This window comes from Methyloglobulus morosus KoM1, from assembly GCF_000496735.2.
GTDB lineage: Bacteria > Pseudomonadota > Gammaproteobacteria > Methylococcales > Methylomonadaceae > Methyloglobulus > Methyloglobulus morosus.
On the sequence record NZ_AYLO01000056.1, the window covers coordinates 14,537 to 29,765 of the forward strand.

General features: G+C 48.3%; 14 protein-coding genes. 9 read left to right on the forward strand and 5 right to left on the reverse strand.

The genetic code is table 11. From position 1 onward, the window contains the following. Positions 1 to 419 precede the first annotated feature (419 nt). From MGMO_RS08140 to MGMO_RS08175, 8 genes are all read left to right on the forward strand, one after another. Positions 420 to 896: a rhodanese-like domain-containing protein gene (locus MGMO_RS08140; protein ID WP_023494574.1), complete on the forward strand. Its 477-nt coding sequence runs from the start codon at positions 420 to 422 to the stop codon at positions 894 to 896. 44 nt (positions 897 to 940) lie between these two features. Beyond that, positions 941 to 3,457 (forward strand): DUF1549 and DUF1553 domain-containing protein, encoded by a 2,517-nt coding sequence (locus MGMO_RS08145; protein WP_023494575.1) that lies wholly within the window; start codon positions 941 to 943, stop codon positions 3,455 to 3,457. A gap of 33 nt (positions 3,458 to 3,490) precedes the next feature. After that, entirely contained in the window at positions 3,491 to 4,936 is a 1,446-nt protein-coding gene (locus MGMO_RS08150) for a DUF1501 domain-containing protein (RefSeq protein WP_023494576.1), read from the forward strand. 160 nt (positions 4,937 to 5,096) lie between these two features. Continuing rightward, on the forward strand, positions 5,097 to 5,483 hold the full coding sequence (locus tag MGMO_RS08155; protein WP_023494577.1) for a hypothetical protein: 387 nt from the start codon (positions 5,097 to 5,099) through the stop codon (positions 5,481 to 5,483). 22 nt (positions 5,484 to 5,505) lie between these two features. Further along, entirely contained in the window at positions 5,506 to 6,096 is a 591-nt protein-coding gene (locus tag MGMO_RS08160) for a peroxiredoxin (protein WP_023494578.1), read from the forward strand. A 150-nt stretch (positions 6,097 to 6,246) separates the two neighbouring features. Then, a complete protein-coding gene (locus MGMO_RS08165) occupies positions 6,247 to 6,849 on the forward strand; it encodes a c-type cytochrome (protein WP_235557253.1) in 603 nt (200 codons plus the stop codon). A 121-nt stretch (positions 6,850 to 6,970) separates the two neighbouring features. Further along, positions 6,971 to 8,620, forward strand: coding sequence for a PepSY domain-containing protein (locus MGMO_RS08170; protein ID WP_023494580.1), 1,650 nt, complete (start codon positions 6,971 to 6,973; stop codon positions 8,618 to 8,620). Between the two features lie 29 nt (positions 8,621 to 8,649). Next, the gene (locus MGMO_RS08175; RefSeq protein ID WP_023494581.1) at positions 8,650 to 9,813 is read left to right on the forward strand and encodes a sigma-54 interaction domain-containing protein; all 1,164 of its coding nucleotides are present in this window, start codon (positions 8,650 to 8,652) and stop codon (positions 9,811 to 9,813) included. A 165-nt stretch (positions 9,814 to 9,978) separates the two neighbouring features. On the opposite strand, the gene MGMO_RS08180 is transcribed toward MGMO_RS08175, so the two are convergent. The 5 genes from MGMO_RS08180 to hslO form a co-directional block, all read right to left on the reverse strand. Further along, positions 9,979 to 10,905: a histone deacetylase family protein gene (locus tag MGMO_RS08180; protein ID WP_023494582.1), complete on the reverse strand. Its 927-nt coding sequence runs from the start codon at positions 10,903 to 10,905 to the stop codon at positions 9,979 to 9,981. A gap of 21 nt (positions 10,906 to 10,926) precedes the next feature. Then, the gene (locus tag MGMO_RS08185; RefSeq protein ID WP_023494583.1) at positions 10,927 to 11,580 is read right to left on the reverse strand and encodes a response regulator transcription factor; all 654 of its coding nucleotides are present in this window, start codon (positions 11,578 to 11,580) and stop codon (positions 10,927 to 10,929) included. 96 nt (positions 11,581 to 11,676) lie between these two features. Further along, on the reverse strand, positions 11,677 to 13,041 hold the full coding sequence (locus MGMO_RS08190; RefSeq protein WP_023494584.1) for a histidine kinase: 1,365 nt from the start codon (positions 13,039 to 13,041) through the stop codon (positions 11,677 to 11,679). A gap of 4 nt (positions 13,042 to 13,045) precedes the next feature. Next, positions 13,046 to 13,804 carry a hypothetical protein gene (locus MGMO_RS08195; RefSeq protein WP_023494585.1) on the reverse strand — a complete coding sequence of 253 codons (759 nt, stop codon included), beginning with the start codon at positions 13,802 to 13,804 and terminating at the stop codon, positions 13,046 to 13,048. Positions 13,805 to 13,844: 40 nt separating this feature from the next. Then, the gene (gene hslO, locus MGMO_RS08200) at positions 13,845 to 14,717 is read right to left on the reverse strand and encodes an Hsp33 family molecular chaperone HslO (RefSeq protein WP_023494586.1); all 873 of its coding nucleotides are present in this window, start codon (positions 14,715 to 14,717) and stop codon (positions 13,845 to 13,847) included. Positions 14,718 to 14,919: 202 nt separating this feature from the next. Here hslO and MGMO_RS08205 point away from each other — a divergent pair. Beyond that, on the forward strand, positions 14,920 to 15,229 hold a 310-nt coding region (locus MGMO_RS08205), incomplete at its 3' end, for a peptide-methionine (S)-S-oxide reductase (protein WP_036307298.1).

Here is a 15,229-nt window from a genome sequence, read left to right on the forward strand (position 1 = left end):
TTTTCCCCTTTGCGCCCGTCCATCAATATCGACTGGTTTCTTGGCTGTCGCATTGCCCATTCCTTTAATGCTCAAAAGAGCATTGTTCCCGTTAAAGACTTCATTGATTGCATTAGCTAATGGCTAGCGAGGGTTGGCAAGTGTTTGCCCAACTACATGCCCTGATTCTGGGCTGTTGATTTTTCAGCAAATCGTTTTGGATTGTTTGGGCAACTAAGCCAAATTCAAGAAACACGATCCCAAAAATTATTATAAATAAAGATAATTAACAATAAGTTATGGCTTATCAGGGAGGTTTAATTATTTTTGTCCTGGCTGTTTTTGTATTGGTATAAAAAGTGCATAACCTAAATGAATGGGTAGAGATTGGGCCTGCGTACAACGTGTTTTAACTGATTTTCAAATAATGAGAAATGACCATGAATAAACCAATAAAACTGCTGCTGGTGTTGCTTTTTACAGCCCCTTTGGGGTTTGGGGCGGGTACGGCTTTAGCTAAACAGGCGCAAGCCCCAACCAAGGAATCGCGTTATATTCCCACGTCAGCAAAAATTAATCGTCACCATCTGGATGAGTTGCTGGCCAAGCCTAATGAATTGCTCATTATCGATCTACGGCGTCCGGATGAAGTCAGTTCAATTGGCGGATTTCCCGTATATCTGAGCATACAGGCCAATGAGCTGGAAAAAAAATTAGATTTTATCCCTAAAGACAGGGTCATTGTCACCGTCTCTAATCATGCCGGACGATCCGGTAAGGCGGCCGACTTACTGGCGAGCAAAGGCTACAAGGTGGCGGGTTATGTTGGTGCTCAGTACTACGAAGAAGAAGGCGGTAAGCTAACAAAGATTGTTCCGCCGCCTAAATCTAAGCCTACGCCAGGGCTTAAGAATTAATTTTCGTTAAGTGAAAGTCAAGATGGTTATTTTGGAGGATATCAATGAATAAGAAAAAGAAAATAATTCTTAACCTGTTTTGGGGGCTAGTCGGCCTAATAGTGGTGGGTACTGCGGGTGCTGCGGTGGATTTATTTAACAATCCGGTAAGCGAGATCGGGGCAACAAAGCAGCCCGATTTATTTAGCAGCCCAGTCGCTGTTATAGGGGGAAATCCGGTAGTTGCAGCCTATAACAAGGATACATCAGGAGACAAGCCGCAGGCTGTGGAAGATAAGGCCACTCAAGCCGCACAAACTAATTCCGCAAAAGAAACCAGCGCACAAGCGGCTACAGAAACAAAATCCCCTCAGGCGGCCAAATCAAAACTTTGGTCGTATCAACCGGTCAAGGTATCTGTCCAGCCTGAGGTAAAAAATAAAAATTGGGTCCGTACACCAATAGACGCATTTGTTTTGGCGCCTTTGGAAGCTCAAGGGCTTGCGCCTTCTCCGGACGTAGACCGTGCCGCGTTTATCCGCCGTGCAACCTTGGATGCCTGGGGCGTTATCCCAACGCCAGATGAGGTGGCTGCTTTCGTGGATGACAAATCCGCAGATGCTTATGAAAAATTAGCGGATCGCCTGCTGTCATCCCCAAAATACGGGGAACGCCAAGCTCGACGCTGGCTGGATTTAGCACGGTATGCCGATAGCACCGGCTTTCAAAATGATGAGACCCGTCCTAATTTGTGGCGTTACCGTGATTATGTGATCAATGCCTTCAATAGTGATAAGCCGTATTCCCGGTTTGTCCAGGAGCAGCTGGCAGGTGATGAGCTTTGGCCTGGCAACACGGAAGCGTTGATTGCTACCGGTTACATGGCCAATTTTCCCGATAACCATAATTCCAGGGACTTGGTTCAAAGGAAATATCAGATCACAACGGACATAACAGACACTGTAGGCAAGGTGTTTATGGGGCAAACGGTAGAGTGTGCTAGATGCCATAACCACAAGTTCGACAAGATCAGCCAGAAAGACTATTACTCGCTGCAATCCTTTTTCGCCAACGTAAGCGCAGTGGATAACATTCCGGCGCCGAAGGGTGAGGTTGAGCGCAACTATGAGGCGACTTGGAACAAATACCAGGAAGCAACCAAGGATATCCGCGAAAAACAAAAAGCGATCATTGACTCGGTTAAGGAACAGGCAGTCAAGCATCATAAAGAACGTTATTTGACCGATAGCCGGGAAGCGATATTTAAGCCTAAGGAACAATGGAACGCGCAGGACCGCTGGGTCAATCATCGTCTTGGTTATATCACCGACCAGCAGAGCTTGGCGGCATACCTTAGGGATACTGCCGAAAGTAAAGGAAAAGATAAAAATTACACTGCGGAAATCGAGGCCAAGTGGCTTGAATATGACCGCTTAACCGAGGAATTGAAAAAGTTTAAGGACCTTAAGCCAAAGTCTGGATCAACCCAAATATCTGCCATGACTGAACTTGGGTATCCCGATGCGCCACCCAGCTTTGTGTTTGCTGGCGGTGACCATGAAAAGCCATTGGAAAAAGTGGAACCGGCATTTCCTGAGGCAATAACAGATGAAAAACCCGATATCAAGCCGCTGCCATTTTCTTCAGGAAGAAGGGCCGCACTGGCAAAATGGATTACCAGCGACAAGAACCCTTTGACTGCTCGGGTATTTGTAAACCGGATATGGGAGCAATACTTCGGTCGCGGTATTGTCCAAACAGTCAGCGATTTCGGTAAGGCCGGCCAAAAGCCCACTAATCCAGAGTTGTTAGATTATTTGGCGGATAATTTTATCAAGCAAGGTTGGAGCGTTAAGAAGCTGCATCGTGAGATATTGCTGTCCAGCGTATATCGCCAGTCATCGGCGCACCGTGAAGACGTCGCGAAGGCGGATCCTGAAAATAAACTACTGGGGGTATTTCCAAGGAAGCGTTTGGAAGCCGAGCAGATTCGGGATTCACTGTTAGCTGCTGCGGGTAAGCTTGAGGGGAAAGTGGGCGGGCCAAGTGTTTTCCCTCCCGTACCGGATGCTTTAGGCGCAGGCAATCAATGGGAGGTCTCAAAGGATGTCCATGACCAAAACCGTCGCAGCTTGTACATATTTACGCGGCGCAGTGTCCCTTACCCCATGTTGGAAACCTTCAATATGGCCTCTGCCCAAGAAGCGCACAGCAAACGCGATGTTACCACTTCGCCATTACAGTCCCTTGCGCTATTCAATAGCGACGTCGTGCTCGGGTTGTCGCAGGCTTTGGCCGGCAGGGTCATTAACGAGGCGGGCAATGATGAAGTTGCTCAATTGGATAAGCTTTATGAGATCTTGTTTTCCCGTAAAGCGACGGCTACTGAAAAAGACATATTGCAAAAATTTTTAAGCAATCATGAAAAGGTCGTCAGGGAAAAAACCTCGGAAGGAAAGTTTGCGGTAAGCATACCGACCGGCTTGAAAGAAGATCGGAAATTGGATCCTATCCGTGCTGCGGCTTTTGTTGACCTAGTGCATACGGTAGCGAATTCCAACGAGTTCATTTACCGCTTTTAATGGCTACTCAATTTTTTATAGGAATAACGAATCATGAATAATCTATCTAGAAGAGATTTTTTACTGAAAACAGGGTTGGGCGTAGGCGGGCTTGCCATCAATTCGCTACTGCCGCATGGCGGGTTTCTTTCCAGTGTGTTAGCAGCCGACCTGGTTGACCCGCTGGCGCTTAAACAACCGCATTTTCCCGGCAAGGTTAAATCAGTGATCTGGCTGCATCAGCACGGGGCGCCGAGTACCCTAGACTTGTACGACTATAAGCCTGAGCTGGTTAAGCTTGCGGGACAAGAGGTTCCGGCTTCATTTCTAAAAGGGATTAAAACCAGCACGCAAGGCGGTTTAGGTAAGCTGTACGTGTCCAATCGGACCTGGAAGCAACATGGTGAAAGTGGTGCCTGGTTTTCTGACCTGGTACCCAATATAGCCCAGCATGCAGACAAAATAGCTTTCATTAAATCAAGCGTAACCATTGGCGCTACCCATGACATTTCCATCCTTAAACTGAACTCCGGCGGTTTGAATCCGGGAAGGCCGTCGCTTGGTGCGTGGATTCAATATGCTTTGGGGTCTGCAAATCTTGATTTGCCAGCTTACGTGGTGCTTTATAACGGCAAAAAAGAGCCGTCCGGCGGTTCAGTAAACTGGAGCTCAGGCTTTTTGCCTACCGTTTACGAAGGCACTGCATTCCGTTCCGGTAAGTCGCCAATCCTGTATTTAGAAAATCCTGAGTTAGTGGGCAAATCACAAGAGGTTGACAGTTTGAAGCTGCTCAAACAGCTAAATCAACTAAAAGGACAGGAATACCCTGATGACACAGAGCTTCAAGCGCGCATCCGAGCCTATGAGTTGGCTGAGCGTATGCAAACATCAGCGCCGGAAGCGGTTGACTTGAGCAAGGAATCGGATGCCACTAAAGCGCTTTATGGCCTGGATGAAGAAATTACCAAGGAATATGGCACTAACTTGTTACGGGCACGGCGATTGGTGGAACGCGGCGTTCGTTTTATTCAAGTGGTTACAGGGCCAGTCGATGTTGACGGCGACGAAAGGGATTGGGATGCCCACACCAAGCTGGAAGAAAACCACGGCAAACATGCCAAAATCGTTGATAAACCGATTGCCGGTTTGCTCGCCGATCTAAAATCCTTGGGGCTACTGGATTCTACGTTGGTCGTATGGACATCAGAATTTGGTCGCACTTCCTGGGGCGAAAGCGGCACGGGTCGCGACCACAATCCTTGGGGTTACACCCAGTGGCTTGCGGGCGGCGGTGTCAAGGCGGGGACGACCTACGGGGCGACCGATGAAATCGGCTTGCAAGTTGCCGATAAAAGCCAGTCCGTCGATACCTATGATTTGCATGCAACCGTGCTCAATCAGATGGGATTAGACCACTTAAAATTAATTTATAAGCACCAAGGTCGTTCTGAACGGCCAACCGTTGTTTATGGCAAGGTTATTAAGGAGCTTATTGCATAGGTAAAGTCTATGCGGTTTGACTGAAGACCACTAATAACCCGTAAGTTATGCCTTGCGGGTTATTTAGTAATGACCTCATTTTTCCGGGCAATTTTCAATGAGATTGCAGGCAGGGTAAATGGCGGGGTGGAAGCCGCCTTTTTAAGGATGACAACGAAACATGCGTAAGATTATTCACCTGGGCGGAGTTATTTTCGTGCTAATAAGCGGCATCGTTTATGCCGAAGCCGAATTCGATTTTGAAGAGTTGATGGAGGCAATCGACACAAACTCACATAACATACAGGCCGACATCAGTAACAAAGATGCTAATGGGACCATTGCCCTTGCTAAGGAAATGCAGGGCCAATTCAAGCTGGTTGAGGGTTACTTCGAAAAAAGAGGGAATGCCGAAGATGCGGTAACCGATGCAAAACGATATGAGGATATGGCTGCTGAAATAGTGAAGTTTGTCGAAGCAAATAATTTCGATGCTGCCTCCAATCAGGCAATAGAAATTTCGAAGTCTTGTGACACGGCCTGCCACGATACCTACAAACCACTTTAAAATCCATTGATAGAGTAACTTTATGAAACATTTACTTCTAGCCTGCCTTTTGGCAGGTGCAACATCATTCCCTGCTTTCGCTGCCTTAAAGGAGGGCGACACAGCCCCAGACTTTCAGGCGCAAGCCTCCCTGGCTGGAAAGCCTTTTGATTATTCCTTGAAAGAAGCCCTGAAAAATGGCCCAGTCGTTGTGTATTTTTACCCATCCGCCTATACCGGAGGCTGCAATATCCAGGCACATACGTTCGCTGTAAACCATGAGAAATTCACAGCGGCCGGGGCGTCCATAATTGGCGTTTCCCTGGATAGCATCGACAGGCTTAACGATTTCTCGGCTGATCCAGAATACTGTGCCGGTAAAGTTGCGGTGGCGTCGGATGTCGACGGCAAAATCGCCAAGTCTTACGACCTAGCGATCAGGGAGGCGGCTGCCGGAAAAAAAGATTCGCGCGGTGTTGAAATCAATCATGGCTTTGCCGAGCGCACTACATTTATCGTTACGCCAAACGGCAAAATTACGGCTGCTATAGGGGGATTAAAACCGGCTGAGAACGTTGAGCAGGCCCTTGAAACTGTCCAACAACTCGCTGCTGCCAAACAGTCTGCCAACTAATCCATGAGGCTGCCCCGCACAACGCCGCAGATAAGCAGCAAAACGGTTTCGTTATCAGCTTATAAGTATTTTGCATGCCTAAGGCGTTCGAAAAACTTTAAAAACAGGCCCTGGAAGAGAAGCTCATTTCTGGCTTTTAGTGCTTTCGCCTTGATTGCTTCTACATCCGAAGCCCGTGCAGAAATGGTCACACAACAAATTGGGGCGGGTAACCCAACTGCCGGTAAAGAGAAGTCTGATTCCATGCGTTGTCAGGAATGTCACGGCGCAGACGGTAACAGCAACGATGAAAGGATTCCAAATCATGCCGGTCAGTATGCGGGATATCTCATTAAACAGCTACACGATTTCCAATCCGGTGAACGAAAGCATGAAACTATGGCCATTATGGCCGAGGATTTGAATGAAGCCGATATATCCGATATTGCCGCTTACTTTGCCAGCCAGAAAGTCATGCACGGAGAAGGGCGCAACGATAATCCCGTGGCAAAGAAATTGTTCATCAACGGCGACCCCTCTCGGGGKATTCCTGCATGCATAAGCTGCCACGCTGGGAATGGTAAAGGCAAGTATGCCGACAATATTGTTTATCCGGTGATTGGTGGCCAGCGAAGGGTTTACTTACGTTCCCAGTTGGTCAATTGGCAAATTGGCGAACGCGCAAACAGCCCGGATGGCGTCATGAACAAAATTGGTAAATTACTCAGCGATGATGAAATAGATGCCCTGGCTAATTATATTTCCGATCTTTAGGTAATGTTTTAGAAATGGGAAAGATCGCAGGCAGTTAAATATTTGTGGCAAAAGGAAGCGAATCAGTGAATCGGCTTTTCCAAAATTACGCATACTCCAATTATAACGATTGAGAGGAAAAATGAAGTTGTTATATCAAGTCCATAGATGGGTAGGTGTCATTCTCGCCCTATTCATGTTTTTTTGGTTCCTTACCGGCTTGGTGGTCATGTATTCCACACCAACTACACAAAATCGCAGCCAGCAGTTCGCCCATGCTGAGACCTTGGCACCTGAAATTGGTTGGCTGAGCTTGGGTGAGGCATGGGAGCGGAGCGCTGAACAACGCAAGGTATTTGTAAAAACCAAGCCGAAGCCTGCTGTGGACTCAAGCGGAAACAAACAAACGGTGGATAACGATACTCGAAACGCTAATGGCGATGACAGTATTGGGATTGCCGAAGCCCGGTTGGTGCGCAGTGCCGGTGAACCGTTATGGCTGATTGAGGATACTAATGGCCTGAGCTTTGCCTTGTCTGCGCTTGACGGTAAAGTCCGTGAAACGTCAGTCGAACAGGCCCTGAAAATTGCAGAAAATTGGTCAATGGCGAATGCTAGAAGCGGCAATAGTAAGGCAAGTTACCTGCAGACACTAAAAAAGCCGATTATTCTTCGAAATCAGGATGCCTTAAGCCCCTTCCACCGAATTGCGTTTGACGATGGTGTTGAGTTGTTAATCTCAACACGCACAGGCGAAGTATTGCACGCATCCACGCGTTTGGATCGGATATTCTTTCGCGCCGGTAACTGGTTACATTTGTTTAAACCATTAGAGTCTATTGGCCTTGGGCATATTCGCGAAGATGTCCAAATGTGGTTAGGCTTAGCTGCGACGGTAGGGACATTAACCGGCCTGATTATTGGCTGGTTACGTTGGCGACCCGGCTTTCGGGGTAAACCGACTTATTCCAAAGGCCGCACCCAACCTTACCGGGAATCCTGGGCCAAATGGCATTTCTGGAGTGGGCTGTTAGGGGGAAGCGTCGCCCTTTCTTGGGCGCTCAGTGGTTTTATTGACACCAATCCAGGGAAACTGTTTTCGCAACCTAACCCCACCCGACAAGAATTAACCAAATATTTGGGCAACGAATTTCCCGAAATCATGCGTAATTGGCAGCCCATTTTGCCGCTACTCTTAGCTACCGGTGTCGATGGCGCAGATATTGTCGAAATGGCTTGGCGACATATCGGGAGCGAGTCCGTTTTACTGGCTTATAGCCGGGACGGTCATCGCGTCCAGCCAACAATGGAAGGAACGGCCACGCAGATCAGTACAGAGGCATTGTTATCTGCCGTAGCACGTGCAGCAGGAATGGACAAAATAGCAAGCCAGGAAGTCATCAATGACTATGATAGTTATTATTATCCCAGGCATCATCAAAGTTCGGTAGAAAAACCTTTGCCTGTATTACGGGTTCAACTGGCTGACGAACAGAGGACACGTTTTTATTTGGATCCGCAAGACGGGCGCTTGTTAGCCAAGATGGATCGCAGCAGGAGAGTCTATCGCTGGTTATATTCTGGATTGCATCATTGGGATTTTGGTTGGCTTTACCATAGGCCAATATGGGATTTGTGGATGTTGACTTGGGTTTTATTTGGGCTGCTACTTGGTGCCAGTTCAATTGTGCTTGGCTGGCGGCGTTTAGGCAAAACATTTGTGCCGATAAAACAGCAAGGCTCATCCGGTGGAGCCAGTCGTCGATACCTGTCTAGAATTCATCAGCAATGATTTTTAACACTATGTAGCGATTTAGGGCGATGACAGACGAAAATAACGAAGAACCTACAATGGATGCATTTTTCGGCAGCCAATTTGTCAGCAGCCAAAGTGAGAGTGCCTTGAGTTTATTGGCCTTTGACGAAATCCAGTCGCGGTCGCAGGCGCTGTCCCTGCGGGCGACGGCGCTGGTCTTTGAAGACCCGGTGTCGCGCCGCTTGCAGGAGCAGATCGAACGGATCGCCCCCAGCGACGCAACCGTCCTGATCATCGGCGAAACCGGCACCGGCAAGGAACTGGTCGCCCGGCACATCCACGCCCTGAGCCGGCGCAGCAAAAACACCTTCGGCGCCTTGAATTGCGCCGCCTTAAGCGAAAACCTGATCGAAAGCGAATTGTTCGGCCATGAGAAAGGCTCGTTTACCGGCGCATTGACCAGCAAGGAAGGCTGGTTCGAGACCGCCAACAAGGGCAGCCTGTTCCTGGACGAAGTGGGCGACCTGCCATTGGGCTTGCAGGCCAAACTGCTGCGCGTGCTGCAAGAGCGTGAAGTGGTCAAGGTAGGCTCCAGGCAACCGGTGCCGATAGATGTCAGGATCATTGCCGCAACCAACGTCAACCTGGAAGACGCGGTTGCCGCCTCGCACTTTCGGGCTGACCTGTATTACCGTTTCAATGTCGCGACGATACAGCTCAGCCCGTTGCGTGACCGGCCAGGCGACATACTGCCGCTGGCGCGGTACTTTTTGAAGATATACGGCGACCGTTTGGGCTATGGCGACATTAAGCTGTCCCCGGCATCCGAGCTGGCCTTATTGAACTATGACTGGCCGGGCAATATCCGTGAGCTGGAAAACGCCATCCACCGCGCCCTACTGGTCTGCCCAGGCAACATCTTGCGGCCAGAGGACTTCAAGCTGTCCGGCACCAGGAACGCGGAAACCAAGCCCTCCGTCTCCACGACCTCCCTGGAAAGCGCCCTGCAACGGCTGTGCGAACAAGCGCCGCCAAAGCTGTTTGAAATCATAGAGGAGATCGTGATCCGCACCGCCTTTGGGTTCTGCGAACAAAACCAGGTGCAGACCGCACGCCTGCTGGACATCAGCAGGAATGTGCTCAGGCACAAGCTCGGGCTCTACGGCTTGTTGCCTAATTCGGAGAAAAAATCATTGGAGGCCAATAATAAGCTTGAGCTCACAATTTAAATTCATAATCAGGCTAATCCGTTTTCTGGATACCCGTAAAATCCGGGTAAGATCAGTTGTGGTTGGATGTTATTGCCTACGGTAAATTAAGGGCATCTCCTGAATAAGTTGTTTCCATTCATGGTTCGACAAAGCTCAGAGGTTCCTTAAGATAAACAGGGATAACTAGCCACCCATCAATGCCTGAACATGCGCAGCCACACTGGCGGCCAAGGCGTTGAGGTCATACCCGCCTTCCAATACCGAAATGATCCGGCCGTTGCAGGCGCGCCCTGCAATCCCCATCAGCGCTTGGGTGAGCCAGCGGTAATCGTCTTCCATCAAGCTTATTGAGGCTAACGGATCGCCTTTGTGGGCATCGAAACCAGCGGAAATCAGTAACAAGTCCGGTTTGAAGCTGTTTAATGCGGGAAAGATAATATCCTCATATTTTTCCCTGAATTCAATGCCCGTATTGCCAACGGCCAAGGGAACGTTAATGATATTTCCTAAGCCCGTTTCAGAAGGATAGCCAGTACCTGGATAGTGCGGCATCTCGTGAGTAGAGGCATAAAGCACCTGGGTTTGATGATAAAAAACCACCTGTGTACCATTGCCGTGATGCACGTCAAAATCGACAATCGCAAGGCGTTCCAGATGATATTTTTGACGGGCATATTCCGCCGCAATGGCGACATTATTGAACAAACAAAAGCCCATTGCATGGTTGGGTTCGGCATGATGCCCCGGTGGACGCACGGCGCAAAATGCGTTATCCGCTTTATCCGAAAGGACTTGATCGACCGCGTCACACACTGCGCCGACTGCGCGATAAGCTGCTGTTTCTGAGCCAGGCGACAACACTGTGTCTGGATCAAGATGATAAAAACCTTGGTCGGGAACAGCATCTCGAATACGTCGAATATGCTCCATTGGGTGAACCAGCCCGATTTGTTGTTCTGTGCCCATAGGCGGCTCTACTCTAATTAAACCGGCAAATTCGGGCTGGCTTAACGCCTTGTCGATAGCCCTTAATCTATCTGCACACTCGGGATGGCCTTGGCCTGTGTTATGCAATAAAAAATCAGGGTGATGGTAATAGAGTGTTCTCATGATCCTGCGCTTCTATTCATACTATTTCTTCAAAACACCCAAAGCCGTAGCGATATGGGCGAGCTCAGCTACGGTTGCGGCATTGAATTTGGTCTTAATCTGGGTGGCATAATTGGCAACGGTTTTATAACTTAAACAGAGTTCGCCGGCGATTTTGTGCGTGGTCAAGCCTTTTGCCAATAAACAGAATATGTCGAATTCTTTGGGTGTGAGGGTATTCATCAGGTTTTTGTAATCGACTTCGGCTAAGTGATTGCCGACAAAATTCGGATAGCTTTTTTCTAAGCCTGGTTCAAAGTACATGCCGCCAGCGGCTATTTTGAGGATGGCTTCTACTAAAATATTCGGCGCACTACTTTTGGTAATGTAACCTTTCGCACCAGCCTCTAAAGCGCGGCTGACGTACACATTTTCTTCATGCACACTAAATACCAATATTTTCGCTTCCGGAACACGGTCGCAGATCCGGCGGATACATTCCAGTCCACCAATACCGGGCATGGACAAGTCCAGCACGACGACATCGGGCTTTTTCTCCAGATACAATTGACAGGCCGCTTCGCCGCGCTCAGCCTCGGCGATGATCTCGATGCTGTCTGTCGCCGCCAGGAGCATCCGAAAACCGGCACGGACTATGGCGTGGTCGTCAACTAGCAGGACAGAGGTCTTGTTCATCCCAAAAAACCTTTACCCCGAAATATCAATTAGCCAGCAACATATTAAGTGCTATAAAGGTGTTCCGGCGGGTTTACGATTAAACATAGCCCCTCCTCACCCCAGCCCTCTCAATGGAAACGGGACATTTATAGGTTCACCCAAAGCAATAGTGGCCTTAATAGTCATGCCTTGCTTATGGGCGGCTTGGATAGTGAGTTCCCCGCCCAGGCTTGTAATCCGTTCGCGGATGCCCAGCAAACCAAAACCATTTTTGATTTCGGTTAATGTGCAACCCAGCCCATTGTCGGCGATTTCCAGTTTCAACCTATTCCCAGCTATTAATTCCAGATGGATTGCGGCTTCAGTGGCTTGGGAGTGACGGACGATATTGGTCAGGCATTCTTGTACGATCCTGAACACTTGGATGGTTATTTTTTGCTCCAGCTTGTCAACGATGTCGGGGCAATCCAGCTTAAGGGAAAGACCTGGATAGCGCTGAGACCAATGATTGAGTAAATCTTCTAGGCTGGCTTTCAAGCCCAGTTCGGTCAACACTAATGGATGCAGGTTTCGCATCATCGAGCGCACCACATTAATCAAATGATCGCACACGGAAATGATGGTGTCGGCAATCGCCCCGGTATCGGCCTTGCCGCTTTTGGTCGTGGTCGCCATGACTTTGATAGCGGTTAACGATTGCCCCAGTTCGTCATGCAGTTCTTTTGCCAGATGTTGCCGTTCCTCTTCTTGGATTTGCAGCGTATGCAAGGCTAACGCTTTATTTTCCTTGTAGCTTGCATCCAGGACATCGGCGGTATGATTTATGGCTTTGGCTATGCTGTCATATTCTTGGGTGGAAAAATCCGGGAGCTTAAACTGGTAGTTGCCTTGTTCAATCGCTTTCAGGCCTTCGACGATTAGGGTTATCGTCTTAATCGTCTTATTGAACAGCAGATTGATTGCCAGGAAAATGATCACCGTCATGAGTACCAACGTGGCAAAAAACGCACGGCTTTCCTGCCATGCCTCGCTGATTTCGTCTATGGGGTTTGCTTGAATGATCAGACTGACCGCCTCGCCATCGGCGTTTGTGAGATGCTGTTCAACGATGGGGGACTGCGCCGAAATCAACCATACAAACCAGCGTGGCGGCGCGGTTTCTCGACTTACACTTGTTTTTGCAGAAAAGTTAACGGCGTTGCCAATAGCCCGTTTCAATTGAATGGATAAGTGCCGGGTCTGGTCGAGAGAAACAAAACGTGGCAACCAGGCATCCACATCGACTTCACCCTGTTTACCGACACCAGGAAAATTAAGTTGTATCAGTTGCGCTGCGAGGTATAGCGATGAATCGAGTTCCGTTTTTACTGAAATACGGGCTTGCCAAACGGCGATACCTCCCCCTGCTATCAGTATTATTAGGCTTATGATGGCAATCCTGATATTGATCTGGGTGCGTAAGCTCAAACCGTTGTTCATGCCGTCACGATTTGTCTACCGATTTGGCTTGAAATTCTTTGTAGTTAATAGAAACTTTCAAGCCAGCAAAGTTACCCGCCATCTTGGTGAGTTCCTGGGTTTTATTGTTAAAAGTCAATTTCACTTCATTTAAGGCATTTTGTTCGTAACCTTCATCTATGGTTTTGGTGTCCAATAAGAACCGATAAATATAAATCTCCTGCCCTTTTTCTTTCTTTACTTCAAAAGGTTGGCCAAGCTTGGCGATTACGGTCATTTTTTTGGGCAGGTCATCGGCAATTTTTTTGACCATCTCAGGATTGCCGTGCAGCGACATGTTGGCCTTGTCGATTTCAGCTCCCCCAATCGTGCGTAAAGAGACTTCCAAAAACTTGGGCGGCGCTATTTCCAAGAATACGGACGAAAAAGACCAAGCGACCAATTTGTCTTTCTGGTTAAAATTCATGTCGGAATAGAACTTGATTTCTGGTTGGACGATTTTTTTGTAGCCGTCCACTTTGCGGAACCAGTAGCGCCAATGTTTCCCGCCTTTCGTTGGCTTCTCCTCACTCGGCCTCAACCTACCCAAAGCAACGAAATCTTCGCTCTGCATGACCGGCTCCTTGAATTGCAGGGTGAAGTCGTCGCCCACGACCACATTAAAATATTTATCAAACTCACTCATCTGTTGGTAAGTTTGAAAAGCACGCCACCAGTAGGCACAACCTGTTAAAGAGACTGTCAATGCAAGCAGACAAATTATTCGTATGGCTTTTGATTTCATGGGCTTATTTCATGATTAATTTCTTTGCGTTAGTAGAAACCTAATGCTGTATTTGTGTATCGTTGAAAGGAGTTAGTTCGCCACGTAGCAATTGTTCGACATCGATCTTATCAAATCGGTAGTATTTATTGCAGAACTCGCAATTGACTTCAATCAGTCCGCGCTCCAGCAATACGCTTTCCAATTCCGGTCGACCTAACAAACGCAAGGTATTTTCAATTTTGGGGCGTGAGCAGGAACACCCGAACTCGACAGGCTCTCCATCAAACAAACGGACATTTTCTTCATGAAACAGGCGATGCAATAATTCTTTGCAGCCTAATTCCAGCATTTCTTGCCCGGTAACAGTCTCCGTCAGCATGACAATTCGCTCCCAGTCTGCCTTGTCACTGAGTTGGGAAGGCAGTTCCTGCACCAATAGCCCAGCCGCTTGGGCCTTATTTGCGAACAACCATAAACGAGTATTGAGTTGCTCGGACTGGGTAAAGTAAGTTTCCAGCGCCGCTGCTAAATTATCGCCTTGTAAGGGGACAATACCTTGATAAGGTTGGGCGTTTTCTGAAGATACCGTCAATACCAAACGGCCTTCTCCGAACATATCCTGCAAGGAACCGAGGTTGACAATATCGCTATTCCTGATCAAGCCTCTTATTTTCCGGTCATGCGTGGCTTGAGCAACCAATGTTTTCAATGGACCTTCCCCTTGCGCCTGGAGAATCATGGAACCCTTGAATTTGATGGTCGCCGACAACAGGGCGACTGCCGCCAATGCTTGTCCTAGCTGCAATTGCACATCATCGGCGCAGTGCTGATGCTGTTGCGCGGCCTGCCAGCTAGCCGATAAGCTAACCCATAATCCGCGAACACCTAAATCCTCAAACAAAAATCGGCGCAGTAAATCTTGCTGTGGCATGCTTATCCCGGTGCGGTTTTAATAAAGGAAACGAACAAGTCCTTTGAAAGGCTCAGAGCTAGATAATTCAATATGTTACACATTTTTCCGCGCTTTTCGGATCCTGCGCGGAATCAACTTGCCTCGAGATTCCTAAACTTTATTATAATGCAGAATTGTAGTAGGCTTCTTTTTAACATCATCTGCCCCATTCTGCATAAACATGATTTTTTCCAGCAAAAAACTGGTTTTGCCAGACCCTAAAGATGCCTTGCCGGGACGTAACACGGCTATGCCTATCACTAATAAGCACTACGTGTCAGGCCATCTTATTGCACCGCCATTTCCTAAGGATATGGAACTCGCGCTATTTGGCTTGGGCTGTTTTTGGGGTGCCGAACGAAAATTTTGGCAATACCCTAATGTGTATAGCACGGCTGTTGGCTATGGTGCAGGCTTTACGCCCAATCCGACTTACGAAGAAGTCTGTACAGGAATGACGGGACATAATGAACTGGTTAGGGTGGTTTTTG